Here is a 26804-nt window from a genome sequence, read left to right as displayed (position 1 = left end):
GTGGCGCACGTCTACGACGAGATCGACGAGAGCCTCTCCTCCTGGATCCACGAGCAGCCGATGTGGTTCGTCGCCACCGCGCCCCTCGCCGCCGACGGGCACGTCAACATGTCGCCGCGCGGCCACGACTCGTTCTCGATCCTCGGTCCGCGGCGCGTCGGCTGGGTCGACTACACGGGCAGCGGAGTCGAGACGATCGCGCACCTGCGCGAGAACGGGCGCGTGTGCCTGATGTTCGCGTCGTTCGGACCGCGTCCGCGCATCGTGCGCCTGCACGGCACCGGCTCCGTGCACCTGCCCGGTTCGGAGGCGTTCGCCGAGGTCGCGGAGCAGCACCCCGAGCACCCGAGCACCCGCGCGGTCGTCACCGTCGACCTCACCCGCATCAGCGACGCGTGCGGCTGGGGCGTGCCGGTGATGGAGCCGGTCGGCGAGCGCGACCTGCTCCTCCTCCAGGCCGAGAAGAAGGGCCCCGACGGCATGGCCGAGTACCGCGCCACGCGGAACGCGGTCAGCATCGACGGGCTGCCGGGCTACCCGCTGGACTGAGCGGCGGGGGGCGGCGGTGGCACGACGCGCACGAGTCTCCCGACCGGCTCGAGCAGGGTCCCAGTGACGACGGCGAGCGGATTCGCAGTACATCGCTGCGGAGAGGACGGCTGCAGCGGCGATCGCCACTCCCGCGATGACGACGGGGCGTCCGCGCTGGTGAGGCTCATCCATGGGTCGGGACGACAGCGAGCTCCGCGGAGCTCCGGCCGATCCCAGGAGGGGCGGACACGGAGCGCGACTGAGGCCCGCTCGATCGACGATCCGATCGGACGGTGTCCACACCATCGGCTCCGCAGAGATCCCCTGACCGATCCGCCCGCCGCTACGCCCGCTCGTCGACGGCCCGGATCGAGAACAGCTCCTGCGGGGTGCAGTCGAGCGCGTCGCAGATGAGCGTCAGCGTCGTGAAGCGGATCGCGCGGGCGCGGTTGTTCTTGAGGATGGAGAGGTTCGCCATCGTGATGCCGGTGCGGGCCGAGAGGGCGGTGAGGGTCACGCCGCGCTCGGCCAGCACTGCTCCGAGGTGGCAGTCGATCCGGTGCCTCTCGTCGTCGGCGGGCTCAGACAACGCCGTCGACGTCCCGTTCGAGCTTCGCGCCGGCGCGGAACGCCGCTGTCAGGGCGAGGGCCACCACTCCGGCGAGCAGGACGGGGACCGGCCACTGCGGGAGGTTCGTCCCGATGGCCTGGTAGTCGCCGCCGAGGAACGTGTCGCGCTGCTCGTCGCTCACCCGGCCGGCGCCGAAGAGCAGGCCGATGCCGGAGCTGAGGTACAGGCCCGCCGCGGTGTCGGCGAGGCCCTGGGCCACTCCTCCGATCAGCAGGGCGAGGCTCAGACGGCGCCAGTTCGCGAGGACGAAGGGGTCGAACGGGCGTCCGGCCGCGATGCCGCGGAGGACCCGCAGGAGGAAGACCGTGGCGAGGACGATCGTGACCGCCTGGAGGAGGCTCGGCAGCGCACCGAGCAGGCGGAGGGAGAGGGCGGCGTCGGCGAGCGTGGGCGCGGTGCCCTCGCGCGGCTCGGCCTGCAGCAGCTGCGGGAGGCTCCGGAGCGGGAGGCGGCCGTCCGCTCCCCCGGAGACCAGCAGGGTGCGCCCGGTGGTGACGGTCCAGGTCTGCAGGAGCGCGGTGAGCACGGAGAAGACCGCGACGATGAGCAGGACCGCCCTGGCCACCCGGAACACGCGCGGACGCTCCCGGACCGGTCCGCTGGGGATGACACTTGTCATGGCGTGCTCCTTATCGATCGTCGATGTTATCGAGTATCGATACTACGCACGCCGGTCCGGCGACGTCGACCCGCGGCGCCCCGCCGACCACGGAGACGGCGGGAGGGGTGGTTGCCCGGGGCGAGGAGCCCGATCTAGCGTGGAGGGATGTCGGATGCGAGGGAGCGCGCCGCCCGGTACCGGGCCGGCGCCGCGGGCGAGGAGGAGGCGGAGCAGCCCGCCCTGCCGGAGGATCCGCTCGAGCGGGCCGCGTTCGTCGAGACGGCGATCCAGCTCGCGATCCGCCGCGGCGACTTCGACGACCTGCCGGGATCGGGGAAGCCGCTGCCGGATCTGGGTGCGGCGCACGACCCGGACTGGTGGATCCGCCGCAAGATCGAGCGCGAGAACCTCACCGGGATCGGCCCGGCCGCCTTCCTCCTCCGCGCCGAGGACCGCGCACTCGACGAGCGCCTCGACCGGCTGCACCGCGAGGAGGAGGTGCGCGCCGAGCTCGCCGACTTCAATCAGCGGGTGATCGAGGCGCGCCGGCAGCTGCTGGGCGGGCCGCCCGTCGTCACTCCGCTCCGGGAGATCGAGGCGGAGGTCACCGCCTGGTCGCAGCGGCGCGACGCCCGCACCGCAGCGACGGCGGCACGGGCGGCCGCGGCGCCCGAGCGGCCCCGCCGCTGGTGGTCGCGGCGGCGCTGACGTCCCCGAGACGCGGACAGACCTGCCCCTCTCTCTGGGGTCCCGACGCGGGAAACCGGGCATGAGCGCGCCTCCGAATCATGCGTACACATCGAGTCGACCGGAGTCCGCATGCTCACGACCACCCCCGCCCACCCCACGAGGTCCCGCACCGCCCCTATCGCGGCGCCGCCGCTCGCCCTGCTCGAGCCCGACTCGGACCGGATGCTCGTCATCCGCGCCGCCGAGGGCGACGACCGGGCGTTCGCCACCATCGTCCGCCGCTACACCGGGCTGCTCCGCGCGACCGCCGCCCGCACCCTCCGCAGCAGCGCCGACGTCGACGACGTGGTGCAGGAGACCTTCCTCGCGGCGTGGACCCACGTCGACAGCGTGATCGACGGCGAGACCATCGCCGGCTGGCTCGTGACGACCGCCCGGCGCCGCAGCGTGGACCGGCTCCGCTCCAGCGTCTCGCGGCTGCGCGCCGAGCTGGACGACGAGTTCCCCGCCTCCGCCGCCGACGACCCGGAGCACGCGGCGCACTGCGGCTCGCTCGCCGCCGACGCCAACCGGGTGCTCGCCGCCATGCCCGCGGCCCAGCGCCGCTGCTGGGAGCTGCGCCAGCTGGAGCAGTGCAGCTACGACGCGATCGCGCACGAGCTGGGACTGTCGTCCTCGACCGTCCGCGGACTGCTCGCACGCGCCCGCGCGACGCTCCGCACGGAGCTCGCCCACTGGCGCTGATCCGCGCTGCGGATCTCGGCGCAGGAGACCGGGCGGGGGCCTTCAGCGCAGGAGAACCGGCCCCGCGCCGATCCGCACCCGGAACAGCGAGTACGGGTACGTCCGCAGATCCGTGCCGCCCTGGTAGTCGGCCTGGCGGTGCAGCTGGTTCGCGGTGACGTACAGGTGCTCGTCCGTCGCGATCGACATCGTGTCCGGCCAGAGCAGCCGCTCGTCGTGCACGATCGTCTCCATCGTGCCGTCGGTGCGACGGCGGACGATCGCGTTGTTCTCGTAGCTCGTGGCGTAGAAGCGGCCCAGCGCATCCGTCTCGAGGCCGTCCGATCCCCCGCCCTTGTCGCCCTCGTCGACGACGGTCGCCGCGACGTCCTCGTCCGGCACCGACCGGTCGACCAGGGCCGACGTCGCCACGCTGAACCAGCGGCGGGAGGCGAGCGGGCAGTACCAGAGGCGCTCGCCGTCGGCCGAGATCGCGATGCCGTCGGCGCCCATCGTGACCGGCTGCGGGTCGCCGTCGGCCGGGCGCTTCATCAGCACGCGGCCCTCGGCCATCGGCACGAGCTCCGGAGGAGTGAGCGCCTTCGTGCTCGGGTGGTCGTGCAGGCGGCGCCAGGCGGACCCCGTCTCGAGGTCGACGACGATGATCCCGTTCGGTCCCGAGTCGGCCGAGTCGGTGATGTAGGCGACCCCGCGCCGCAGGTCGAAGCGCACGTCGTTGAGGTAGGTGGTCGGCAGGGCGACGTCGGGCTCGAGGACGATCACCTGCTCGACGGTGTCGGTCGCCAGGTCGACGCGGACGAGCTTGGGGCCGCCCTTCTTCGTCGGCTCGAACATCGGGCTGCCGGTGTCGAGGATCCAGAGCCGGTCGGCCGGATCGACGACGATGCTCTGCACCGAGACGAGGGCGCCGGCGTCGTCGATTCCCGACGGCGTGTTCCAGGCCTCGTCCGGGTAGGGCACCGCCGCTCCGTCGACCAGCTCCACGACCGTGGCCGGGACCTCGTCCCCCCACTTGGGGAAGTTCACGAAGATCCGCCCGGTGTGCGAGACGCTGACGCCGGTGGGCATCGGCCCGCTGGTGAAGGCGTGCACGAGCTCCAGCTCGCCGAGCGGCTCGTCGACCGGGCGCGTGCCGCGGGCCTCGTCGGTCGGTCCCCAGAATCCCATGGTGCTCTCGCTGTCCTCCCGCCGGCGCGGGCTCGTGGCGGTCTCGGTGCCGGTCGGTGAGGAGTCGGTGCCCGCCACGACCGGTGCTCCTCATCCTGCGCGCCGGCGCCGTCCGGCGGGGAGGAGGTGGCGGAGGAGGCGGCGAGCGCCTAGCATCCGGCCGCCGCGGGCGACCCGGGTGCCGCGACCGAGGAGGCGGAGGAGGGCCGGCCCGCGTCCGACTTCGGCACGGCCTTCACGAAGGGGCTCAGCATCGGGACGCGGCAGTGCCCGGTGGAGCGGGTCGCCTCGGCGGCCGCTCCCGCCGCCCGCAGTGCACCGCCCCCCCCGCCGTCGCGCTCACCCGCTGGTCGGCGGGTCGACGGACCGCTGATCCGCCGGCCGTCCGCTTCCGGACATGACCGCTAGAGGGCGTTGCCGCCGCGACCGCTCACCTGCCACGGTCGCAGAGCGACCGACGACGGTCCACCGATCAGAAGGACCGAGGCCCGCCCATGGACGACTCCTCTTCGACCGAGACCAGCACGAGCGAGATGACGCCCGAGGTGCTGGCCGCGTTCAGCGACGCCTGGACCCGCCACGACCTCGAAGCGCTGATGAGTCACATGACCGACGACTGCGTGTACGGCGCGTCCGTCGGCCCCGAGCCCGGCCGCACCTGGACGGGCAAGGAGCAGGTCCGCGAGGGATTCGCGCTCATGCTCGCCTTCGACACCGGACAGGAGCGGCACGAGGAGGGGGCTCCCCTCATCGCCGGGACGCGCGGCGCGGCCACCTGGTCCTTCACCGGGACCGGCCCCGACGGCCGACCCCAGGTCACGCGGGGCTGCGACATCTACGAGTTCCGCGGCGGGAGGATCGCCCGCAAGGACGCGTTCCGGAAGGTCTACCGGGCGGACGAGGAGTAGTCCAGGTCGGCCTCCCTCGCGCAGCGGGGCCGGAGCGGCGTCCTCGTACCGGGTGGCCCCGCGCCTCCCCGATCGCGCAGACTGGATCGATGGCAGCGGCGTCGGCACCGGTCGGATGGGGACGTCTGCCCGCTGTGTCGTGGCTGATGGTGCGCGCCTTCACGCGTCACCGCGTCCTCGCCGTCCTGGCCTTCCCGACGGCGCTGCTCTCGCTCACGCCCTCCGTGATCCGCCGCGCCGCCCACGAGACGGCCGACCGGAACGGACTGGTCGTGTTCGGGCGCTACCGGCCGGTCGCCGACGCCCTGGTGAGCATCGCCGTCACCGTCCCGGTCGTCCTGCTGGCCGTGGTGGCGGCCGTGTGGGTCGCGCTCTCGGGGCTGCTCGGCGCGGTCCTGGTCCTCGCGGCGCTCCTCGGCGGAGCCGTGGGGGCGGGGGCCCTGCTGGTCGGGACCCCCCTCACCGCGGCCGTCGGCGCGGAGACGCCCCCCGGGCGGCGGTGGACGGTGATGGCGCTCTCGCAGCGCCCCGGGACCCGCCTGTCGGCGCTGCTCGCGACGCGGGAGCTGCTGGCCACGGTCCCCGCGGGAGGAGTCGTCGTGGCGGTCGCCGCCGACGAGCGGCTGGCGGACAGCTACTCGCGCCTCGGCTTCTCCCGGGGACGGGGCCTGCGGGTCTTCCAGCAGGTCTGACCGGCCTCCTCCCGGATCGCGGGGAGGCCGGCGGCTCGGTACGGTGGGGCCCGTGCAGTGCGGCTGAGACCCCCCGATCCCCGTCACTCCGGCCCGCTCCCTCCGGCCCGCTCCCTCCGGCCCGCTCGAGCGCGATCGAAAGGCTCCCCGTGTCCGCACTCCTCCCCCTGCAGGGCAGGACCGCTCTCGTCACCGGTGTCTCGCGGCGGCGCGGCATCGGATTCGCCGTCGCCGCGAGGCTCGCCTCCCTCGGCGCGCACCTCGTCGTCCACCACCACCGCCCTCACGATCTCGACCTCCCCTGGGGAGGCGACGACCTCGACGCGGTCCGGTCCGAGCTCCGCGCGCACCTCACGGAGGGCGCGCGGTTCGCCGACGTCGCCGCGGACCTGGCCGATCCCTCCACGATCCCCGGTCTGATCGCCACCGCAGCCGACCTCACCGGGAGCCTGGACGTCCTCGTCTGCAACCACGCGAAGAGCGGCGACGACGGCAGCATCCTCGACATGACGCCCGAGCGGCTCACCGCGTTCTGGGACGTGAACACCCGCTCCACCCTCCTGCTCACCGCGGAGTTCGCGCGGCGCCGGGCACCGCGTTCCGACGGACCCCGCAGGCCCGGCGACCGGATCGTCGGGGCCGGGCCCTACGCGCGGGCACAGGGGCACGTGTTCTGGATGACGTCCGGCCAGATCCACGGCGCGATGCGAGGAGAGGTCGCCTACGCCGCGAGCAAGGCCGCCCTCGCCGGCGTCACCGCCACGGTCGCCGCCGAGCTCCTGGAGCTCGGGATCGTGCTCAACACCATCGACCCCGGTCCGGTGAACACCGGCTACCTGGACCCGGAGACCACCGACCGGTCACTCGAGGATCTCGAGGAGTACGTCGCGAGCACGCCCTTCGGCCGGGTCGGCACGCCGGCGGACCCCGCGGAGCTGGTCGCATGGCTGGCCACGTCGGCGGGCAGCTGGGTCGTCGGGCAGGTGCTCACGACCGACGGCGGGTTCAGCCTGTGACCGGAGCGGCGGGGAGCCGTCCGGCGACGACGACCGGCGGGACCGCGCCCGGGGATGATGGGCGCATGGGAACTCGTGGGGCCGGAGTGCTGTGGGTGGTGAGCGCGCTCGCCTACGTGGGAGCGGAGGCGGTCGCCGCGTCCGCGTTCCCGGGCTACAGCTACGCACGGAACTACATCAGCGATCTCGGCGTGCCCGAGGTGGGCGTGTTCCAGGGGCGCGCGATCGACTCGCCGCTGCACGCGGTGATGAACGCCGGATTCCTCCTGCAGGGGGCGCTCTACCTCGCCGCCGCCGTCACGACCGTGCGGGCGGCGCGGGGCGGATCGCGGGGGCTGTTCCTCTCCCTCGCCGTGGTCTACGCCGTGGGCATCGCCGTGGTGGGCCTCGTGCACGGGAGCAGCGCCAGTGCGCAGAACGGGATCGCCGGCCTGCACGTGGTCGGCGCCGCGATGGCGATCGTCGGCGGCAACGCGGCGTCGATCGTCGCCGGGGCCGCGGCCCGGCACGGCCGCGCCCCGTGGGCGCTCGGGACGGTCGGGATCGTGCTCGGTGCGGTCGGCCTGCTCGCGCTGCTGATGCTGCAGGTCGACACCCGCGTGCCCGGCGTCGACCTGCTGCCCGACGGCGTCTGGGAGCGCGCCTCCGTCTACGCCGTCACGGCCTGGCAGCTCGCCACCGGCCTGCGGCTGCTCCGGCGCCCGGAGGCGCCGCGGCGCCCGCTGCCTCCTCAGACCGCGGGCAGCGGCGCTCCGATCCGGTAGAAGCGGTCGGCGGTCGCCGCGAAGACGTCGCGCCGCTCCGCAGGCGAGAGTGCCGCGGTGAGCTCGTCGAACGCGGTGTACAGCTCGGAGAAGCTCGAGTAGAGGCTGTCGACGGGGAAGTTGCTGCCGAGCATCGTCCGCGCCGGCCCGAACGCCTCGAGCGTCTCGTGCACGAACGGCGCGATCGACGCGCGGGTCCAGGAGTGGTCGTTCGTGCCGATCGCCGAGATCTTCACGACCGTGTTCTCGCGCTCAGCGACGGCGCGCAGCCCCCTGCGCCACTCGTCCACCGAGTCGGAGTCGCGGCCGATCGGCATGCCGAGGTGGTCGAGCACGATCGCGGTGCCGGGGAAGGCGCCGGCGAGCTCGGCCGCCTCCTGCAGCTGCGAGGGGAACACCTGCAGGTCGAACGACAGGCCCAGCGGCTCGAGCCGCGCGAAGTGCGCGCGCCAGACCGGATCGGCCGAGATCCCCGGCCGGTCGCGGTGCGTGAAGACCGGATCCGGGTGCCAGTTCAGGATGTCGCGGACGCCGCGCGTCACGGAGTACCCGGCGTGCTCCTCCAGCTGCCGGGGCGCGTCGGCGTCCAGGAGCGACACGTGCGCGACGTGCACCGTCGGCACCGGGCGCTCGCGGGAGAGGGCGTCGATCCAGGCCGTCTCGGCGAGTGCGTCGGCCGCGCCGTTCTCCACGTGCACGGAGGCGGCGAGCGTCACGTCCCGGGCGTCGGCGAGGTAGTCGTCGACGCTGTAGGAGCGGCGGATCGGCCGGTCGTCGCCGTGGTAGCGGAAGGGCTCGGCCGGCCCCTCCAGCCACGGGTAGGAGCGGCGGAGATCCGTCAGGTGGTGGTGGGCGTCGATGACGACGAGTCCGCTCATGCGTGCCTCCCCGGGGTCGGAGCGCCGAGGCGCGCGATCGTGCGGACGACGCCGGTGTGGTCCAGATCGCCGTCGCCGTCGGCGACCATCCTCTCGAACAGGCCGGTCACGGCGGTGATCGCGGGCAGGACGACGCCCTCGGCGTCCGCAGCCTCGCGGACGTAGCGGAGGTCCTTCAGCTGGTTGCGCGCGCTGCCGCCCTCGGCGAAGTCGTCCTCCAGCCACTTGGCGCTCTTCTGCTCGAGCACGGTGGTGCGGGCGAGGCCGCCCTGCAGCAGCTCGACCATCACCTCCGGGTCGAGTCCGGCGGTGCGGGCGAGCAGCAGGGCTTCGGAGACGACGGCGACCGTCCCGGCGACCACGATCTGGTTGCAGAGCTTGGCGGTCGCTCCGGCGCCGCTCGGGCCGAGGTGGCGGACCGTGCGGCCGAGCCGCGCGAGCACGGGGAGGACGCGGGCGACCGCCTCCGTCTCTCCGCCCACCATGATGCTGAGGGTCGCGTCCCGGGCGCCGACCGTGCCGCCGCTGAGCGGGGCGTCGACGACGCGGACGCCGTGCTCCTCGGCGAGGCGGGCGGCGAGAGCGGCCACCGCCGAGGGCGCGACGGTCCCGTGCACCACGAGCACCGGATCCGCGATGCCCTGCTCGCGCCAGCCGGCGAGCAGGCCGTCCTCGCCGCCCAGCAGCGACTCGACCTGCGCGAGGTCCGGCAGCACCGTCAGCGTGATGTCGGCCGCCGCCTCGCGCGGAGTCGCCGCCACGCGGGCCCCGAGCGCGGCGAACGGGTCGGCCTTCGCGCGGGTGCGGTTCCAGACCACGAGACCGCCGTCGTCGACGAGGTTCCGCGCCATCGGGGCGCCCATCGGTCCGAGGCCGAGCAGCGAGAGCGTCACGGGGCGACCTCGGCGAGCTGGTCCGGCGCCACGTCGTCGAGCAGCACCGCGGCCTCGAAGCCGAGCAGCTCGCGGGAGCGGGTGAGGTCGAGCCCGACGGAGCGGCCCGGCAGCTCGCCGCGCGGCACACCGGGGGCGATCGCGTCGAGGGCGGCCGCGGTGTCGTCGCGGAGGTAGGTGAGCGGAGCGGCGACCAGGATCCCCGGAGCGGGAGGCGTGTCGTGTAGCAGCGCCGCGAGCACCGAGCGTGCGGCATCGGCCGCGTCGAGGTAGCTGAACCCCTCCGCCGCCTGGCGGCGCGGATCGGCGGCGAGCGCGGTGCGCAGGTGCTCGCCGAACCGCCGTCCGCCCTCGAGCGTGATGTCGCGCACCAGCGGGAAGCGGAGGCCGGTGAGCTCGAGGCCCCAGGTGGCGTGCGCCATCCGGGCCGCGTCCTCGCTGGCGAGCTTCGAGAGCGAGTACTCGTCCGAGATCCGGGGCGCCGCGTCCTCCGAGTAGGGGAACACGGGCGGGAGCGCCTGCTCGGCCCCGAGGGGGTAGCCGTTCGCGTTGATGCTGGAGGCGTAGACGACCTTGGCGACTCCGGCCGCTGCGGACGCCGCGAGCACCGCGAAGGTGCCCACGGCGTTCACGCGGTAGGTCTCGACCGCGTCGGCCATCCCGAGTCCGGCGTAACCGCCGAGGTGGACGACCGCGTGCTGGCCGGACAGCGCCTCGGCGAGGACGGCCTCGTCGGTCACGTCGCCGACGACGGTCCGGACGGCCGGGTCCGCCCCCGCGTCGCTCCGGTCGAGGACGGTGACGACCGCTCCCTCCGCCAGGAGCGCCGCGACGGTGGGCCGCCCGATGAGGCCCCGGCCGCCCGTCACGAGGACCCGCGCACCGTCGAGGGCGGTCAGCGCCGTCACGCGTTCACCGACGGCGTCGACTCGGTCGGAGGAGCGGCGACGTCCTCCTGCTTCTTCCTGCGGCCTCTGGAGAACATCGGCCAGCCCTTGCTGCCCTGGTCGAGCGTGACGGCGATCAGGACGACGAGGCCGGTGACGATCTGCTCGTAGAAGCTCGGCACGTTCAGAAGCACCAGGCCGTTGGTGAGCGCGCCCAGGATGAGCGCGCCGACCAGGGTGCCCGCGATGCGGCCCTCGCCGCCCATCAGGTTCGCTCCCCCGATGACCGCCGCGGCGATCGCGGTGAGCTGGTACGGGCTGCCCGCGTCCGGCTGCGCGGCGTTGATGCGGGCGACGATGACCAGGCCGGCCAGGGCCGAGAGCCCGCCGGAGATGCAGTAGACGGCGATCTTGACGCGGTGGACCCGGACCCCCGAGAGCCAGGCGGTCTCCTCGCTGCCGCCGACCGCGATCACGTTCTGGCCGAACACGGTCTTGCGCAGGAGCAGCCAGGCCGCGACTCCGACGACCGCCACGATGACGACCACGACGGGCACGCCTCCGATGTAGCTGTTGAGCAGGAGGATGAACTCCTTCGGCACGTCGTAGACCGGCTTGCCGTTGGTGGCGACGTAGGCGCCTCCCTGGAACACGCTCATCGTGCCGAGCGTGGCGATGAAGGGCGGCAGGTTCAGCTTGGTGACCAGCAGGCCGTTGATCCCTCCGCAGATCAGGCCGAGGACGATGCCGGCCGCGAGACCGAGCAGCGGGGGCACGCCGCCGTTGACCATCAGCGAGGCGCTGACGATTCCGACGAAGCTGGCCATGGCGCCCACCGCCAGGTCGATGCCGCCGGTGATGATGACGAAGGTCAGGCCGATGCCGATGATGGCGTTCACACTGGCCGACACCGCGACGTCGCGGAGGTTGCCGATGGTGAGGAAGTTGGGGTTCAGCACGCCCAGGATGACGAAGAGGACGACGGCGGCGATGTAGATGCCGAAGGCCTGCAGGTTGAAGGAGCGCCGGCGCGGGGTGGCGACGCTCCCGGTCTCGGGGGAGGTCATGAGGTTCCTTTCGCCACGCCCATGGCGTTGGCCACGATGCTGTGCTCGGTGATGTCGTCGCCGACGTGCTCGGAGACGAAGCGCCCGGACCTCATCACGAGGACCCGGTCGCTGATGGAGATGATCTCGGGCAGGTCGCTCGAGACGACGATCACGGCGTGCCCCTCGGAGGCCAGCTGATCGATGAGCTCGTAGATCTCGACCTTGCCGCCGACGTCGACGCCCTTGGTCGGCTCGTCGAAGAGGAAGACGCTCGCTCCGAGCCAGATCCACTTCGCGATCACGATCTTCTGCTGGTTGCCGCCCGAGAACTGGCGGGCGTTGAGGCGGACGTCGGCGGGACGCAGCGACATGCGCCGGCCCATCTCCTCCGCCGTCTCGATCTGCCGCTTCGTGCTGATGAAGGGGCCGAAGCCGTTCAGCTGCCGGTCGGAGGTGAGGGCGACGTTCGCGTAGGCCGGGGTCTGGAGGACGAGGCCCTGGTGCTTGCGGTCCTCGGGGATGAACGCGATGCCGGCGTCGCGGCTGTCGCGCGGCGAGCGGATGCGCAGCGGACGGCCGCCCAGGCGGACGGTCCCCTCGGTGCCGTCGTCGGCGCGGATGAGCGCGCGGAGGAACTCGGTGCGGCCGGAGCCGACGAGGCCGGCGATGCCGACGACCTCGCCGCGGCGGACACTGATCGACTCCGGTCCGACTCCGCTCGGGTGGACGACGCCCGTGGCCTCGAAGTGCACCTCGGCGTCCGGGGCGACCGGGTGGCGCCGCTCGAACGAGAGCAGCTCCCGGCCGACCATCCGCCGCACGATGTCCTCGGACGAGGTCTCGCCGATCGGAGCGTCGTAGGCGGGCCGGCCGTCGCGGAGGACCACGACCGTGTCCGACACGCTCATCACCTCCGGCATCTTGTGCGAGACGTAGATGACGCCGACGCCCCGCCCGTGGGCGATCTCGCGGACCCGGGTGAGGACCCCCTCGACGTTGTGCTCGAGCATGCTCGTCGTCGGCTCGTCGAGCGCGACGATCTTCGCGCCGAAGGCGAACGCCCGGGCGATGGTGAGCGCGTGCCGCTGCGCCGGGCTGAGCCGGCCGACCGGGGTCCTCGCCTCCATCGGGAAGCCCATCAGGTGGACGTCCTTGAGGGCCCGGTCGATGTCGTCCTGGGCGGACGCGCGCTGCTTGCGCGTCCGCCCGAGGAGCAGGTTCTGCATCACCGTGAGCTGGGGCACGATGGCCGGCTCCTGGTGCGCGATGCGGACCCCCTCGGCGAGCGCCTGGCGGGAGGTGTACTCCATCCGCCGGACGCCGTCGATCGTGATCGAGCCGCGGTCCGGACGCAGCGCCCCGCCGAGGATGTTCAGCAGGGTGCTCTTGCCCGCGCCGTTCTCGCCGGCGAGGGTGCGGATCTCGCCGCGGTCGAGCGTGAAGCTCACGCCGTCCAGGGCGCGGACGCCCGGGAACGATTTCGCGATGCCGCGGACCTCGAGCAGATGCTCGGCCATGTTCCGTCTACTTCCTTGTCGAGGAGGTCGTGGGGAGGGAGGAGGTGACGGGTTACGGCATCCCGGTCTCGTACTGCGCGACGTTGGTGCTGTCGATGATGAACGCGGGGACGTCGATCCACGCGGGGACCTTCTTCCCGGCGAGCAGGTACAGCGCGGCGTCCACGCCGGTCGCGCCCTCGGTGGTGGGCAGCTCGCTGACGGTGGCGGTGTAGTCGCCGGCCAGGATCTGCTTCTTGGCCTGCGGGATGCCGTCGGTGCCGACCAGGATCACCTTGCCGGTGAGGCCCTTCGCGTCGATGGCGGCCTGGACGCCGAGCGCCATGCCGTCGTTCTGCGAGTAGAAGGCCGCGATGTCGGGGTTCGCGGTCAGCATCGTGGTCGCGATCTCCTGCGCCTTGGTCTGGTCCCACGAGGCGGTCTGGGAGGCGACGAGCTCGAGGTTCTCGTGCTTCGCGAGGGCGGCGGTGAAGCCGTCTCCGCGGTTGATCGCGTTGGAGGAGCCCGGATCGCCCTCGATCATCGCGACCTTGCCGCCGTCGGGCAGCTTGTCGGCGATGTAGTCGGCGGCGGTCGCGCCGATGGTGGTCGCGTCGGGTCCGACGTAGACGGTGCCGGCCACGCCGCTCTTGGCGTCGTTGAGGACGATCGCGGGGATGCCGTCGGCGAGCGCCGACTCGAAGATCGAGTCGAGGCCGGTGGCCGAGATCGGCGAGGCGAGGATGGCGGAGCAGCCCTGGTTCATGGCGCTCTTGGCCTTGTCGAGCTGCTCGGTGATCGAGGACTCGTCGGTGACGTCGAAGGTCTGGTAGTCGACGCCGAGCTCCTTCGCGCGGTTCTCGAAGCCGTCGCGCTCGTAGCCCCAGAACTCGTTGGAGAGGGTGCGGGTGATGTAGCAGAGCTTCGCGCCGTCCGGCACGGTGGGGGTGCCGAGCGAGGAGGCGACCTCGTCGGCGGGGGTCTGCGCGGAGGCGTCGACGAGCGACACGATGTCGGCGCCGGAGCCGGAGCCGCCGGCGGATCCGCCGCCGTCTCCGTCGGGCGAGGCCGAGCATCCGGCGAGGAGCGTCAGGGAGGCGAGGCCGGCGAGGGCGACGCCGGCGGCGCGGGTGGGGAACGACATGGGAGGGGGGCCTTTCGTCATTGGAAGGTAGGGGGATCAAGGGGAATCGGGGGGGTGGTCCGGGCCGGGCGGAGGGGGGCCGCCCGGCCCGGGGTCGGATCAGGAGGCGAGCAGCGCCTCGGTCTCGCGGCGCAGCTCGAGCGCCTCGGCGAGGGACTCGTCGATGATGACGTCGTCCCAGCCGACCGTCGCGCCCTGCGCGATGTCGTTGCGCAGCTCGACGTGGTGGGCGAGCGCGACGGGGAGGGCGCCGGTGGCGACCGAGTGCTTCGCGGAGACGAGCTTGCCGTAGACGGTGAAGCCGCCCTCGCCGTCGAGGAACTCGCCGGCCTTGAGGTCCTTCTTGGCCGTCGCGACCACGTCGCCGTAGAAGCCCTCGGGGTGGCCGGTCGAGATGCCGCGCAGGGCGGCGTTGGCGATCGACATGTTCAGCTCGAGGCCGACGTAGTGGTACGGGCGGTAGAGCGCCGCGTACTGCTTGGTCGGGTCCGGGTGCCACGGGTACTCGTCGAAGCAGGTCGACACGTAGGGGTTGGTCGCCTTGACGACGACGTAGACGCCCTCCTGGGTGTTGTGCGGGATGAGCGCGCCGTCGCGGGTGACGCTCGACATCACGTCGACGGTGCCCTCGTGGTCGAGCGCTCCGCCGATCGAGCGGGGGCGGCTGATCGTGGCGATCTCCTCGACGTCGCCCGGGGTGAAGGTGAGGCCGGCGTCGGAGGGGACGAGCCCGGCCGCGTTGGCGACGGCGGCCATCTCGATGGCGGCCTTGGTGCCGTCGCGGAACGAGGTGTGCATGTAGGGGTTGAGCTGGCCGGAGTCGGTGAGCTCCTTGCTGAACTCCCAGTTCTCCCAGACGTTGTCGGGGTTCATCTGGTGGTAGTGCTCGAGGTACTTGGCGCCCTTGCCGGCGCAGACGACGTCGAAGCCGCTGGTGCGGGCCCAGTCGACGAGCTCCATGATGAGGGCGGGCTGGTCGCCGTAGGCCATCGAGTAGACGATGCCCGCCTTCTCCGCCCGCTTGGCGAGCGCCGGTCCGGCGAGGGCGTCGGCCTCGACGGTGACCATGATGATGTGCTTGCCGGTCTCGATCGCGCGGAGGGCGTGGTGCACGCCGACGATGGGGTTGCCGGTCGCCTCGACGATGACGTCGATGTCGTGCTCGAAGAGGACGGCCGCGTTGTCGACGATGGTGGTGGTGCGGTTGGCGAGCGCCTCGGGGATGTCGGCGGCCATCGCCTCGGCGGGCCAGTCGACCAGCTCGAAGGCGCCGCGGGCCCGGGCCACGTTCACGTCGGCGATGGCGACCACGTGGACGCCGGGGATGTTGCGCGCCTGCGAGAGGTACATGGTGCCGTAGCGGCCGGCGCCGATCAGCCCGACGCGGATGGGGCGGCCCTCGCGTTCGCGATCGCCGAGGAGTTTGTACAGGTTCACGTTGACCTCTCTGGTCCGGTGGCGCACGGACGCAGAGAGCCGCCGGTGAGGGCGGTGGACGTCGTCGTCGTGCGCAGTCTTCTTCGGAGGAATTCTGCTGACCGGTCGGGGTGGAACCGGTACCAGTTTTGTACCAGCGCCCGTTAGGCTGTGTCAACAGCAGTTCGCATCGCGGCGTTCGACGAGGACCCCGCCGGCCCCCGGGAGGACCCGTGCAGAAAGCTCCGACGATCCGCGACGTCGCCCGCACCGCGGGCGTCTCGGTCTCGGTCGTCTCCCGTGTGCTCAACGACGGCACCGGCCCGGTCGCGGTCGACACGCGGCGCCGCGTGGTCGAGGCGATCGACGAGCTCGGCTTCCGCCCCCGCGCCGCCGCCCGCGAGCTCAGCCAGGGGCAGGCCCTCGCGATCGGCCTGGTCCTGCCCGACCTCACCAACCCGTTCTTCGCCCGCCTCGCCGACAAGGTGGTCTGGGAGGCGCGCGCCCGCGGGGCCCAGGTGCTCCTGGTCACCACGCAGGAGGACTCCCACGTCGAGGGCGAGTCGCTCACGAGCCTGCTCGACCGCTCCGTCGGGGGCGTGATCGCCACCCCCTCCGGGGACAACCTCGAGAAGTGGTCGCGCCTGCGCCGCGCCGGGGTCGACGTGGTCTTCGTCGACCGCACCACGCCCGGGCTCGACGACGTCGACGTCGTGAGCATCGGCAACTCCGCCTCCGCCGCCCGGGCCACCGACCACCTGATCGCGCTCGGCCACACCCGGATCGCGATCCTCTCCGGACCCGCGCACACCTCCACCGGTCAGGCCCGCGTCGCCGGGTACCGCGCCTCCCTCACCTCGGCCGGCCTGCCGCTGGACTCCACGCTCGTGCGCGACGTGCCCTTCCGCGGCGACGTCGGCGGCGAGGCGGTCGCCGCCCTCCTCGCGCTGCCGGAGCCGCCGACCGCGCTCGTCGTCGCCAACACCGCGCAGGTGCGCAGCGCCGTGCACCGGCTCTTCCAGCTCGGCATCCGGATCCCGGAGGCCCTCTCGGTCGTCGTGTTCGACGACAACCCGTGGAGCGAGCTGGTCACCCCGCCGCTCAGCGTCGTCCGCCAGCCGATCGACATGCTCGCCCGTCACAGCGTCGAGCTCGTCCTCGCCCGCATGCAGGGCCGCCTCCCCGAGGCCCCGCAGCACATCGAGGTGCAGGCCGACCTCGTCATCCGCTCCAGCTGCGCCGCACCCCCGCGGCGCTGATCCTCTCCCCCTCCGAAAGGCACGCCATGTCCGATCCCGTCGTCGTCACCGCGATCTTCACTCCCGCCGAGGGGCAGCGCGACGCGCTCGTCGCCGCCCTCTCCACCGCCATCGCGGAGGTGCACGAGGAGGAGGGCTGCGAGCTCTACGCGATCCACGACTCGCCCGACGGCACCATCGTCATGCTGGAGAAGTGGACGAGCGGCGATCTGCTCGACGCGCACGGCGCCGGCGAGCCGGTCGTCCGCCTCAACGCGGCGATCCGCGGACTCGTCGCCCACCCGCCCGTCGTGACGCGGCTCGTCCCGATCCCGGCCGGCACCTCGCAGCAGGGCGAGCTCTAGCACCCGGGGGCGGGGCCGCTCCGGATCCGGATCGCGCGCCTCCCGCCGGAAACGCGCGCGAAACAGCGGAGGCCTACGGTCGGGAGCGACCCCGCCGCCCCGGCCGCTCCCTGGAGGATCCGCATGCCCCGCCCCGCCTTCCCCGCCCCGCCCAGCGCCGAGCTGCACATCCACCTCGAGGGCACGATCGAGCCCGAGCACATCGTCGAGATGGCGCGCCGCAACGGGGTCGCCCTGCCCACCGAGGATCTCGACGCCCTCCGCGCGCGGTACTCCTTCACCGACCTCGCGTCGTTCCTGGAGCTGCACTACTCGAACCTCACCGTGCTGAAGACGGAGCGGGACTTCTTCGAGCTCGCGACCGGCTACCTCGACCGGGCGCAGAAGGCGAACGTCCGCCGCGCCGAGATCTTCTTCGACCCGCAGACGCACCTCGGCAACGGCGTCGCGCTCGACACCGTGATGAGCGGGATCACCCGTGCGCTCGGTCGGAGCGAGGAGACCCACGGGATCTCGACGGACCTGATCATGTGCTTCCTCCGCGACCTGGGCGCCGACGCGGCCGACGAGATGCTGACGGCGATCCTCCCCTGGCGCGAGCACATCATCGGCGTCGGGCTCGACTCGAACGAGGTGGGCTTCGGCCCGGAGCTGTTCGTCGACGTCTACGCGCGCGCCGCGGCGGAGGGACTGCGCCTGGTCGCGCACGCCGGCGAGGAGGGCGGGCCGGAGACGGTCGCGGCCACCGTCGAGCTGCTGAAGGTCGAGCGGATCGACCACGGGATCCGCGCGATGGAGGACCCGGAGGTCGTCGCGATGCTCCGCGAGCGCCGCATCCCGGTGACGGTGTGCCCGCTGTCGAACGTGGCCCTGCGCGCTGTGGACACGATGGCCGACCACCCGCTGCCCGCGATGCTCCGCGAGGGACTCGTCGTGACGGTCTCGAGCGACGACCCGCCCTACTTCGGCGGCTACGTGGATGAGAACTACCGCGCCCTGGTCGAGGAGCTGGGGATGGACGACGCGCAGCTCGAGCAGCTGGCGCTCAACTCCTTCGACGCGGCGTTCATCACGGAGGAGGACCGCGAGCGCTGGCAGGCGGAGGTGCGCGAGCACTTCGCGCGGTGAGCACGCCACTGCCCGGAGAACGATCGTTCCCACCCCGTCTCCGGGCACTGCGCTCTCGTTCCGCGGGCGCACGCCTCCGCGCCCGCCCTACGCTGGCCGGATGACCCGATCCGACGGCACGCGATGAGCTGGGTGCTCCTCACCGGCGCGATCCTCACCGAGGTGACGGCGTCGCTCGCCCTCCAGGCCGCCATCGAGTCGCCGGGCTGGTACGCCCTCGTGGTGGCGGGCTACCTGGCGGCGTTCGTCCTCCTCAGCCGGGTGCTCAGGGCCGGCATGCCGATCGGAGTCGCCTACGGCGTGTGGGGCGCGTGCGGCGTCGCGCTGACGGCGGTCCTCGCGGCCGTGCTCTTCGTGCAGCCTCTGACGGGCGTGATGACGGTCGGGCTGGTGCTGATCATCGCAGGCGTGCTGATGGTCGAGATCGGCTCGCAGCGAGCGCAGGCCGCGCGCCGGGCGGCGCACTGATGGCCTGGCTGCTGCTCTCGGGCGCGATCCTCACCGAGGTCGCCGCGACGATGAGCCTCAAGCCCGCGACGGACGGCCGGAAGCGCTGGTACGTCGTGGTCGGAGTCGGCTACGTCGTCGCGTTCTCGCTGCTGGCCGGGGCGCTCGCCCAGGGCATGCCGATCGGGGTCGCCTACGGGATCTGGGCGGCGGTCGGAGTCGCGCTGACCGCGGTGCTCGGGCGCTGGCTGTTCCAGGACCCGCTGACCTGGACGATGCTCGGCGGGATCGGCCTGATCATCGCCGGCGTGCTGCTGGTGGAGCTCGGGCACTGACCTGCCGGCGGTCGCGGCGGCGGGAGCGCCTCCCGGTCAGCGGTTGTCGCGGCGGTAGCGCGCCTGCCGGCCGGCGATGTGGAGGCCGAACCCGGTGACCGCGACGGCGAACGCCACGAGCACGCCGACGAACGCGATCTCGTCGCCTGCTCCGACCGCCACGGCCGCGACGGCGAGCCCGATCAGCGCGAAGGCGATCACCACGGCTCCGACGCTCTCGAGAGGGCTCCACGCGGTCATCGCTCCAGCGTGCGCGCAGAGTCGCGCGCGGGCAAGGGGCGGCGGGCGAACAGGGCACGACGTCCCGACGACGTCCGATCGTGCTCGACATCCGTCGCGCAGGAGTCGGAGCGCGTCCTAGACTCGCCTCGCGGTGCCGCCGCCTGATCACGCTCACCGATGGAGGTGCACGGTCGTCTCCGCGTCCGGATCGCTGCCCCTCTGGGCAGGCGCGCTCGCCCTGCGCCGCTGGCGCACCTCGTCGGGCCTGCTCGCTCTGGTGCTGGCCGTCGCCGTGGTCGCGGGCTCCGTGCTCTGCGGCGCCCTCCTCCTGGTGCGCTCGGCCGAGCAGAGCGGAGTGAGCGGAGCGCTCAGCGCTCTCCCGCCCGACCGCGTCGACGTGACGGTCCGCGTCCTCGAGCCCTCCAGCCCCATGGCCGGGTCGCGGGCGGACGTCGACGCCGCCACCCGCGCCGGCTACGGACCCGGCGTCTCCTTCACGAGCACCGGCTGGGCCACCTCCGACTGGGCGACCACGCCGGACGGCGTCTACTCCTTCCTCGCCGAGCTCGACGACCCCGGCGCCGAGGCCGAGCTGGTCGCGGGCTCCTGGCCCACCGCCGCCCCCGGCGTCGCGCTGCCCGAGAGCGCCGCGCGCTCGCTCGGCCTGACCGTCGGCGGCACTCTGGTGCTCGGCGGATCCGGGTTCCAAATCGACGCGGTGTACCGGGCCGGAGCGGGCACCTTCTGGGAGAACGACCCGCTGCTCGCGCAGGGCGACGCCGAGGGGTTCCCCGAGCCGGACCGCTCCTTCTACTCGCCGGTCCACGCCGTGGGTCCGCTGCTCGCCGCTCCGGGCGGAGTCGACGCGTCGGGGATCGCCCCGGCGCAGCTGCTCGCCGTCGAGCGGCCCTCCTTCGCGCAGACGGGGGCCGACGGACTGACCGCTCTGCGCTCGGCCGCCGGAGACGCCGAGACCGCGATCGCGCTGGCGGCCGCGCCGCCGGGTGGCACGCTCTTCGTGGACACCGGGCTTCCGACCGCGCTCTACGACGTCGCGGCCGGGCTCGCGACCACCCGCGCGGCGGCGCTCGTCGTCGCCCTGCTGCTCGTGGTCGTGCTGGCGGCCTCGGCCTCGGCCGTCACGCGCCTCCTCGCCGAGTCGCGGGCGGAGGAGCTGGAGCGGCTGCGCGAGCGGGGAGCGACCGGGCTCCAGCGCCTGGGCACCGTCGCGGTCGACGCTCTCGCGGTGGCGGTGGCGATCGCAGCGGCGAGCCCGTGGGGCGGCGTGCTGCTGCACGCCCTGGTCGCCTCCGCGCCCCCGCTCGACGCCGCCGGGCTGCCGCGCTGGGTGCTGCCGGACGCCCCGGTCGTGCTCTGCGCCGTCGCGGTGGCGGCCGTCGTGGGCCTGCTCCTGCTGCGGCCCGCCGGCCGGGACGCAGTCCGGCCGCCCCTCGCGGCGGCGGGCCAGGCGGTCGTCGTCGTCGTCGCCGCGCTGCTGGTCTGGCGAGCGGCCGGCCCTGTCGGCAGCGGCGACCTCCTCCTCGCGCTCACCCCCACCGTCCTGCTGAGCGGGCTCGCGATCGTCGGGGCGCGGCTGGCGGATGCGTGCGCCCGGCCGGTCGCGGCCCTCGCCGTCCGCTCCCGCGGCGCGGTCGCTCCCCTGGCCGGCTGGTTCGCGGCCCGCGGCTCCGGCCGCTCCTCGGGCGTCGTGCTGGTGGCACTCACGGTCGGCGCCTCGGTGATCGCGCTCGGCACCAGCGCGACCGGGCAGGAGGCGGTCCGCGAGGAGGCGGCCGTCGCCGTGGGGGCCCCCGCCCGCCTGGACGAGTCGACGACGGCGTCTCCGGTGCTCCGCCGCCAGAGCCTGGTGGCGAAGAAGCTGCAGGAGGGCGTCGAAGCGGAGGCGCCCGGCTCCGCGGCTCAGCTGCTCGCGCTCGACGCCACCGCCCGCGGCCTGCTCGCGCACAGCCCCGACGAGCAGGTCCGCACCTCGGGCAGTGCTCTGGAGGAGGCGCTGCCGGCGAGCGACCTCGACGAGACCGGTCCGCTCCTCCCCCGCGGAACCGCCGCCCTGCAGGCCCGGGCCGTCGTGACGGGTCCGGACGGGCTCCAGGTCGCGCTCACCGCGATCCTCGCCGACGCGCGGGGAGCGCTGACTCCGGTGCCGCTGGGCGCGCTGACCGCCCCCGCCGAGCCTGCGGCAGTGACCTCGAGCGCCCTCGACTCCTCCGGCGATCTGAGGCTGGTCGGCGTGACCGCGACCCTCAGCGGCGCCGAGACGGAGGGCGCCGTCGGCGTCGACGTCGTTCTCGACGAGTGGTCCGCGCAGGGAGCCGACGGCAGCGCCGCTCCCGTCGCGCTCACGGACGCCGCGACCTGGGCGGGCTCCGTGCAGGGCGACGTCTCGCTGCCGCCCGAGGTCGAGGTGGGAGCGGACGCTCTGCGGATCACGGTCGGCGCCCAGCTCTTCCCGCCCCCGCTGACCTACGGGGCCGTGGGCTGGAACGCCGGCGCTCCGATCGGCGCCGTCCTCCCGGCGCCCCTCGCGGACGACCTCGACGTGATCCCCGGCGCAGACCTCACCGCCTTCGTCGCAGGAACGCCCGTCGTGCTGCGGGTCGCGGGCGAGACCGCCGGAGTGCCCGGAGCGGCGACCGGCGACGACCTCGACGCGCTCGCCGCCGGCCTCCCCTCCACCTCGCGCGCGGAGTCGACGATCGTCGTCGACGCCAGGGCCCTCGCCCACCGGCTGCTCGAGGCCCGCGCCTCGGGCGCCTTCGCCGACGAGTACTGGAGCGAGGCCGACGATCGGGTCCCCGCGGACGCCGTGTCCCCCGGGTCCCTCGCCGAGCGCATGCTCGCGGCTCCTCTGCGCGCCGAGATCCCTGCGACCGCCGCGGTCGTCGTCTGGGCGAGCCTCCTGCTCGCGCTCGCGGGCTTCGGCGCGCGAGCCGCCGCCGTGGGCCGGGCGAGGAGGCTCGAGGCCGCCCAGCTGCGGGCGGTCGGCCTCTCGCGCCGCGGCGTGCTCGCCGTGCTCACGGCCGACGCGATCGCCTCGGCTCTCGCAGGAGCGGTCACGGGCCTGCTCGCCGGCTGCGCGGTCCTCGCCTTGGTGGGAACGCGGATCGCGGGCGCCGGACGCGCAGACGCGGTCACCCTGATCATCCCGTGGCAGGCGCTCGCCCTCGTGCCCATCGGCCTGCTCCTCGCGCTCGGGGCCGTCTCCCTCGCCCTCGCGCTCGCGCAGCGGCGGCTCCCGCTGCCCGACCTCCTCCGGGCGGGGGCGGACGGATGAGCGGAGTCGTGGCCGCGGCCTTCCTCGTCCTGCGCCGCGCGCGCCGCGACCTGCTCGCCCTGCTCGGCGTGCTCGTCCTCACCGCCGTCACGGCCGCGCTCGCACTCGCCGTGCCCGTGCAGATCGACACCACCCTCGACCGCGCCGCCGCGGAGGCCGTGGACGCGGCCGGGACGGACGCCGACCTGCTGCTGCGCTCCTCCGTCGCCGACCCCGCGGGCTACGCCACCACCACCGCCCGCCGCCTCCTCGACTACGCGGCCGAGGTCCCCGAGCGGCTGCCCGCAGCCCTGACCGCCGTGGCATCGGGGATCCACGTCGGGATCCTCGGGCCCGAGCTGTCCGCCACGGCCCCGCTCGGCGGAGTGCAGGTCCGGCTCGGCGTCCTCGATCCGGCGGAGTCGGACGCGCTCCGCGTCGTCTCCGGGGCGCTGCCGGCGGACGACGCGGGCGAGGGCCCGGCGGACGTGGCCGTCTCCTCCGCCACCGCCGCCGCGACCGGCCTCGAGGTCGGCGACCTGCTGACCGTCGCTCAGGGCCCGGTCCTCCGCGTCGCGGGCGTCGTCGAGGCCGCCGATCCGGTCGGCGCGGCCTGGACCGATCTGCCCGGACTCTGGCAGCCCGCCTCCTCGTCCTCACGGGGAGGGGCCGCCCGGCCCGCGGTCACCGTGCTCACCGGAGCCGACACCCTCGACCGAGTGGGCCCGCTCCTGCCCGAGGCCGCGCTCGGCACCGTGCGGGTGGGTCTGGACCCGGCCCGCTTCGACCTCGAGCGCGAGCGGAGCGCCGGCCTCGCGATCGACGCCCTCGAGACCTCGACCGCGGACATCACCGAGGGTGCACCCCTGTCGGTCACCGCGCTGTCGGGCTACGAGGAGGCGCTCGACGCTTTCCCCACGGCCGTGTCCGCCGCGACGGCGCAGCTCTCGACCCTGGCCGCGGGGCTCCTGGGCGTCGCGGTGCTGGTCGCGGTGCTCGCGAGCACGGCCCTGGCGGCGCGGCGACGGGCCGAGATCGGGCTGCTCCGCTCTCACGGCGCGACCCTCGGCCTGATCGGTGCGCACGCCGCCGCCGAGTCGCTGCTCGTGACCGCCCTCGGCTGCGCTCTCGCCGCGCTGATCGTGCCACCGCACTCCCCCGTCCTCCTGATCGCCGCCGCGACGGTCCTCGTCGTCTCGCCCGTGGTCGCGACGCTCCGGCCTCTGCAGCGGCCCCTGCCCGCCCCGCGGCGGCGCGCTGTGCGGCTCGCGGCGGTCGGCGTGCTGTCCGTCGCCGCACTGACGGCGGTCCTGGCGCTCCGCGGCGGGTCCGGCGCGTCCGGCGTCGATCCGCTGGCCCTCGTCGCCCCGGTGCTCACGGCGGCGGTGGTCGCTCTCGCGCTCTCGCCCGTCTCTGCGCTCGCTGCCGCGCCGCTCGTCCGGCTCGCTCGCCGCAGCCGCGGGCCGGCGGCTCTGCTGGCCGGATCGAGCGCTCAGGAGGGGACCTCGCGGCTGGCGCTGGTCGCGGTCGTCCTCGCGGCGAGCGCCGCCGTGGCCTCGACGGTGCTGCTGCAGACGGTCGCGTCGGGGCAGGAGTCGGCCTCGTGGCGGGCGGTCGGCGCTGATCTGCGGATCGATGCCGCAGCCGACGGGCCCGCTCTGGCCGTCGAGCTCGCCGCCGCGGGCGACACCGCCGCCGCGCTCTCGAGGATCGACGGGGTCCAGGCCGAGGGACCGACGAGCCAGGTCACGGCGACGGTCCTCGGCGTCGACTCCGACTACGCACGACTGCTCGCGGCCCTGCCGCCCGAGGCACTGCCGAGCTCCGACCCGCCCGCGGTCCCGCCGAGCAGCGAGCCGGTTGCCGGCGGTCCCCTCCCGGTGCTGGTCGATCGCCGCCTGGCGAGCACCGTCAGGGACGGGACCTTCGTGCTCGACATCGACGGCGTGCGGATCGACGCGAGGGTCGCAGGCCCGCCGATCCCCCGAGCGGAGTGGGTGGGCCGCCCCGTCGCCGTCGTCGACCGCGCTCTGCTGGCGGAGGCGCTCGGCGCCGAGCCCGCAGCCGGCACGGTGCTCGCCGTCGGGCCGGTCGCGCGGGCCGACGGCGCGGTCCTGCGCTCGTCCGTCCTCGCGGAGAGCCGCGACGGCGCTCTGGTGTCCGGGGTCCGCGACGCGACCGTGCAGTCGCTCCTCGCCACCGGCGCTCTCGCGGTGCTGGCCGTCCTGGCGACCACCGTGCTCGGTGCGCGCCGGCGCGGGGGCACCCTCGCGCTCCTCCGCGCCCTCGGCCTCCCCGACCGCGCGGGACTGCCGCTCGCTGCCGGCGAGCTCGTGCCCCTGGTGCTGTGCGGCGTGGTCGGCGGGACGCTGGCCGCTGCCGTCGTCCTCGCCGCCGCCTGGCCGGCCTTCGGAGTGGACACCCTCGTCGGCGGACCTGCCGCGGTCTCCGTCCCCCTCCTGCTCCCGCTCGGTGTGCTCGCCGCAGCGGCCGCCGCCCTCGCGCTGGCCCTCGCGGTCGACGTGCCGCTCTCCCGCCGTGTCCGCACGGCCGACATCCTGCGTTCCGGGGAGGAAGCATGACTCTCACCAGCGCTCTCGCGCAGACCACGACCGGCGACTTCGGAGCGGAGTCGCTCATCGCCTGCGACAGCCTCGTCCGCGTCTTCCGCGCCGGCGGAGTCGAGGTCCAGGCCCTGCAGGGACTGGACCTGCTCGTCGACGAGGGGGACGTGCTCGCGATCGTCGGCGCCTCCGGATCGGGCAAGTCGACCCTGCTCGGGATCCTGTCCGGACTGGACGCCCCGACCGCCGGCCGCGCCCGCCTCGCCGGACACGACCTGACCGCGCTGCGCGGAGCCGAGCTCGTGCGGTACCGGCGCTCGACGGTCGGATTCGTGCGCCAGCAGTCGTCCCGCAACCTGCTGCCCGCCCTCACCGCCGCCGAGAACGTCGCCCTGCCGCTCGCGCTCGCCGGCCGCGGACGGCGGGAGCGGGCGGCCCGGGCGCACGAGCTGCTCGGCATGCTCGGCCTGGGCGAGCACGCGGACCGTCGACCCGCCCAGCTCTCGGGCGGGGAGCAGCAGCGGGTCTCGATCGCGGTCGCGCTCGCCGGAGCGCCGCGGGTGCTGCTCGCCGACGAGCCGACCGGACAGCTCGACGGCCGCACCGGCGACGAGGTGTTCGCGGCCCTGCGGGCGGTCAACGAGGCGCTGGGCTGCACGATCGTGATCGTCACCCACGACGCCGCGGTGGCGGGGCAGGTCCGGCGGACGGTCGCCATCCGCGACGGCCGCATCTCCTCCGAGACCCTCCGGAGGGAGGAGCTCGACGGCAGCGGAGCCGCCACCCTGTCGGAGGAGGAGTTCGCCGTCCTCGACCGCGTCGGCCGCCTGCAGCTGCCCGCCGAGTACCGGCGTGCGCTCGAGCTGAACCACCGGGTGCGGCTGACGCTCGAGAGCGATCACGTCGGGGTGTGGCCGCAGCGCGCGGCGGGCGGACGCGAGGAGCCCGCTCCCGATCCCGGCGGCACCGCACCGGCCGGGGGTGCCCGATGACCGACGTGCTCGTCGTCGACGGCCTCACCCGCCGCTTCCGCACCCCGGCGGGGGACGTGACCGCCCTGCACGACGTGTCCTTCCGCGTCCCCCGCGGCGAGATCGTCGCCCTCTCCGGCCGGTCCGGCTCCGGCAAGACGACGCTCCTGAACTGCGTCAGCGGCCTCGACGTCCCCACCGCCGGCAGCGTGCTGCTCGACGGCGAGCCGGTCACCGGCCTCGACGAGGCGGCGCGCACCCGACTGCGGCGCGACTCGATCGCCTTCGTGTTCCAGACCTTCGGACTCCTGCCGCACCTCACGATCGCCGAGAACGTCGGCCTCCCCCTCCGCCTGCGCCGCGAGGAGCCGGGGGCGCGGGAGGACCGCGTCGCCCACCTCCTCGATCTGGTCGGCCTGGCCGGACGCGGGCGCTCCCGCCCGGGCGAGCTCTCGGGCGGGCAGCAGCAGCGCGTGGCTCTCGCGCGCGCCCTCGCCGGCTCTCCGCGCCTGCTGATCGCCGACGAGCCGACCGGCCAGCTCGACGCCGCGACCGGAGCGGCCGTCATGGATCTGCTGCGCACCGTCGTGCAGACCGAATCGGCGACCGCGCTCATCGCCACCCACGACCTCTCGGTGCAGGCGTCGGCCGACCGGGTGCTGCGGATCGCGGAGGGCACGCTCGTCCGGGGCCGCCATGCGGCCTGAGCCCGCTCCGTCCGTCCCCGCCGGAACGCCCCCGCCCGTTCGCCCC

General features: G+C 74.2%; 27 protein-coding genes. 16 read left to right on the top strand and 11 right to left on the bottom strand.

All coding sequences use genetic code 11. From position 1 onward, the window contains the following. Positions 1-549, top strand: coding sequence for a pyridoxamine 5'-phosphate oxidase family protein (locus tag C5C59_RS15085; protein ID WP_104239259.1), 549 nt, complete (start codon positions 1-3; stop codon positions 547-549). Positions 550-874: 325 nt separating this feature from the next. Here the strand turns inward: C5C59_RS15085 and C5C59_RS15080 are convergent, their stop codons facing one another. Both C5C59_RS15080 and C5C59_RS15075 read right to left on the bottom strand, forming a co-directional pair. Further along, positions 875-1120 carry a helix-turn-helix transcriptional regulator gene (locus C5C59_RS15080; RefSeq protein ID WP_104239258.1) on the bottom strand — a complete coding sequence of 82 codons (246 nt, stop codon included), beginning with the start codon at positions 1118-1120 and terminating at the stop codon, positions 875-877. Beyond that, the gene (locus C5C59_RS15075; RefSeq protein ID WP_146082872.1) at positions 1113-1781 is read right to left on the bottom strand and encodes a hypothetical protein; all 669 of its coding nucleotides are present in this window, start codon (positions 1779-1781) and stop codon (positions 1113-1115) included. Before C5C59_RS15075 ends, C5C59_RS15080 begins: the two co-directional genes overlap by 8 nt. A 147-nt stretch (positions 1782-1928) precedes the next feature. Here C5C59_RS15075 and C5C59_RS15070 point away from each other — a divergent pair, with 147 nt between their 5' ends. Both C5C59_RS15070 and C5C59_RS15065 read left to right on the top strand, forming a co-directional pair. Further along, positions 1929-2471, top strand: a complete 543-nt coding sequence (locus C5C59_RS15070; protein ID WP_104239256.1) for a DUF1992 domain-containing protein — start codon at positions 1929-1931, stop codon at positions 2469-2471. A 111-nt stretch (positions 2472-2582) separates the two neighbouring features. Continuing rightward, a complete protein-coding gene (locus C5C59_RS15065; protein WP_104239255.1) occupies positions 2583-3197 on the top strand; it encodes an RNA polymerase sigma factor in 615 nt (204 codons plus the stop codon). A 42-nt stretch (positions 3198-3239) separates the two neighbouring features. On the opposite strand, the gene C5C59_RS15060 is transcribed toward C5C59_RS15065, so the two are convergent. Beyond that, positions 3240-4442, bottom strand: coding sequence for a major royal jelly family protein (locus C5C59_RS15060; protein ID WP_258062795.1), 1203 nt, complete (start codon positions 4440-4442; stop codon positions 3240-3242). A 416-nt stretch (positions 4443-4858) separates the two neighbouring features. Between C5C59_RS15060 and C5C59_RS15050 the strand changes: the two genes are divergently transcribed. From C5C59_RS15050 to C5C59_RS15040, 4 genes are all read left to right on the top strand, one after another. Then, positions 4859-5272, top strand: a complete 414-nt coding sequence (locus tag C5C59_RS15050; RefSeq protein WP_208543359.1) for a nuclear transport factor 2 family protein — start codon at positions 4859-4861, stop codon at positions 5270-5272. An 89-nt stretch (positions 5273-5361) separates the two neighbouring features. Beyond that, on the top strand, positions 5362-5964 hold the full coding sequence (locus C5C59_RS17645; RefSeq protein WP_146079346.1) for a hypothetical protein: 603 nt from the start codon (positions 5362-5364) through the stop codon (positions 5962-5964). A gap of 149 nt (positions 5965-6113) precedes the next feature. Then, complete coding sequence (locus C5C59_RS17640; RefSeq protein ID WP_258062794.1) at positions 6114-6980, top strand: SDR family oxidoreductase; 867 nt, start codon at positions 6114-6116, stop codon at positions 6978-6980. A 65-nt stretch (positions 6981-7045) separates the two neighbouring features. Beyond that, the gene (locus C5C59_RS15040; RefSeq protein ID WP_104239252.1) at positions 7046-7744 is read left to right on the top strand and encodes a DUF998 domain-containing protein; all 699 of its coding nucleotides are present in this window, start codon (positions 7046-7048) and stop codon (positions 7742-7744) included. Here C5C59_RS15040 and C5C59_RS15035 read toward each other — a convergent pair. The 7 genes from C5C59_RS15035 to C5C59_RS15005 form a co-directional block, all read right to left on the bottom strand. Continuing rightward, the gene (locus C5C59_RS15035) at positions 7711-8622 is read right to left on the bottom strand and encodes an amidohydrolase (protein WP_104239251.1); all 912 of its coding nucleotides are present in this window, start codon (positions 8620-8622) and stop codon (positions 7711-7713) included. The genes C5C59_RS15040 and C5C59_RS15035 overlap by 34 nt on opposite strands. After that, positions 8619-9515 carry an NAD(P)-dependent oxidoreductase gene (locus C5C59_RS15030; RefSeq protein ID WP_258062793.1) on the bottom strand — a complete coding sequence of 299 codons (897 nt, stop codon included), beginning with the start codon at positions 9513-9515 and terminating at the stop codon, positions 8619-8621. Before C5C59_RS15030 ends, C5C59_RS15035 begins: the two co-directional genes overlap by 4 nt. Beyond that, a complete protein-coding gene (locus C5C59_RS15025) occupies positions 9512-10423 on the bottom strand; it encodes an NAD(P)-dependent oxidoreductase (protein ID WP_181134916.1) in 912 nt (303 codons plus the stop codon). Before C5C59_RS15025 ends, C5C59_RS15030 begins: the two co-directional genes overlap by 4 nt. Then, positions 10420-11469 (bottom strand): ABC transporter permease, encoded by a 1050-nt coding sequence (locus C5C59_RS15020; protein WP_104239249.1) that lies wholly within the window; start codon positions 11467-11469, stop codon positions 10420-10422. Before C5C59_RS15020 ends, C5C59_RS15025 begins: the two co-directional genes overlap by 4 nt. Next, on the bottom strand, positions 11466-12968 hold the full coding sequence (locus tag C5C59_RS15015; protein ID WP_104239248.1) for a sugar ABC transporter ATP-binding protein: 1503 nt from the start codon (positions 12966-12968) through the stop codon (positions 11466-11468). The genes C5C59_RS15020 and C5C59_RS15015 overlap by 4 nt, the downstream gene beginning before the upstream one ends. 52 nt (positions 12969-13020) lie before the next feature. After that, positions 13021-14091, bottom strand: a complete 1071-nt coding sequence (locus C5C59_RS15010; RefSeq protein WP_104346463.1) for a substrate-binding domain-containing protein — start codon at positions 14089-14091, stop codon at positions 13021-13023. 99 nt (positions 14092-14190) lie between these two features. Continuing rightward, positions 14191-15528 carry an NAD(P)H-dependent oxidoreductase gene (locus C5C59_RS15005; protein WP_104251308.1) on the bottom strand — a complete coding sequence of 446 codons (1338 nt, stop codon included), beginning with the start codon at positions 15526-15528 and terminating at the stop codon, positions 14191-14193. 212 nt (positions 15529-15740) lie between these two features. On the opposite strand from C5C59_RS15005, the gene C5C59_RS15000 reads away from it, so the two are divergent. From C5C59_RS15000 to C5C59_RS14980, 5 genes are all read left to right on the top strand, one after another. Continuing rightward, the gene (locus C5C59_RS15000; RefSeq protein WP_104239700.1) at positions 15741-16766 is read left to right on the top strand and encodes a LacI family DNA-binding transcriptional regulator; all 1026 of its coding nucleotides are present in this window, start codon (positions 15741-15743) and stop codon (positions 16764-16766) included. 26 nt (positions 16767-16792) lie between these two features. Then, the gene (locus C5C59_RS14995; protein WP_104224889.1) at positions 16793-17110 is read left to right on the top strand and encodes a putative quinol monooxygenase; all 318 of its coding nucleotides are present in this window, start codon (positions 16793-16795) and stop codon (positions 17108-17110) included. Between the two features lie 123 nt (positions 17111-17233). Beyond that, the gene (locus C5C59_RS14990) at positions 17234-18238 is read left to right on the top strand and encodes an adenosine deaminase (RefSeq protein WP_104224890.1); all 1005 of its coding nucleotides are present in this window, start codon (positions 17234-17236) and stop codon (positions 18236-18238) included. A gap of 123 nt (positions 18239-18361) precedes the next feature. Beyond that, entirely contained in the window at positions 18362-18706 is a 345-nt protein-coding gene (locus tag C5C59_RS14985; RefSeq protein WP_104239709.1) for a multidrug efflux SMR transporter, read from the top strand. Continuing rightward, positions 18706-19020: a multidrug efflux SMR transporter gene (locus tag C5C59_RS14980; protein ID WP_104239710.1), complete on the top strand. Its 315-nt coding sequence runs from the start codon at positions 18706-18708 to the stop codon at positions 19018-19020. Before C5C59_RS14985 ends, C5C59_RS14980 begins: the two co-directional genes overlap by 1 nt. A gap of 36 nt (positions 19021-19056) precedes the next feature. Here the strand turns inward: C5C59_RS14980 and C5C59_RS14975 are convergent, their stop codons facing one another. Then, on the bottom strand, positions 19057-19260 hold the full coding sequence (locus C5C59_RS14975) for a hypothetical protein (RefSeq protein ID WP_104239440.1): 204 nt from the start codon (positions 19258-19260) through the stop codon (positions 19057-19059). A gap of 133 nt (positions 19261-19393) precedes the next feature. Here C5C59_RS14975 and C5C59_RS17080 point away from each other — a divergent pair, with 133 nt between their 5' ends. From C5C59_RS17080 to C5C59_RS14955, 4 genes are read left to right on the top strand one after another with little or no spacing between them, the layout of a single operon-like run. Then, a complete protein-coding gene (locus C5C59_RS17080) occupies positions 19394-22537 on the top strand; it encodes an ABC transporter permease (RefSeq protein WP_146082888.1) in 3144 nt (1047 codons plus the stop codon). Beyond that, positions 22534-25098, top strand: a complete 2565-nt coding sequence (locus tag C5C59_RS14965) for an ABC transporter permease (protein WP_104251305.1) — start codon at positions 22534-22536, stop codon at positions 25096-25098. Before C5C59_RS17080 ends, C5C59_RS14965 begins: the two co-directional genes overlap by 4 nt. After that, entirely contained in the window at positions 25095-26072 is a 978-nt protein-coding gene (locus C5C59_RS14960; RefSeq protein ID WP_104239438.1) for an ABC transporter ATP-binding protein, read from the top strand. The genes C5C59_RS14965 and C5C59_RS14960 overlap by 4 nt, the downstream gene beginning before the upstream one ends. After that, the gene (locus tag C5C59_RS14955) at positions 26069-26758 is read left to right on the top strand and encodes an ABC transporter ATP-binding protein (protein ID WP_104239442.1); all 690 of its coding nucleotides are present in this window, start codon (positions 26069-26071) and stop codon (positions 26756-26758) included. The genes C5C59_RS14960 and C5C59_RS14955 overlap by 4 nt, the downstream gene beginning before the upstream one ends. Positions 26759-26804 lie beyond the last annotated feature (46 nt).

The sequence above is a fragment of the Rathayibacter sp. AY1F4 genome, from assembly GCF_002931775.1.
Taxonomy (GTDB): Bacteria; Actinomycetota; Actinomycetes; order Actinomycetales; family Microbacteriaceae; genus Rathayibacter.
The sequence above is the reverse complement of the archived record's forward strand: the minus strand, read 5'-3'. Positions and strand labels throughout refer to the sequence as shown.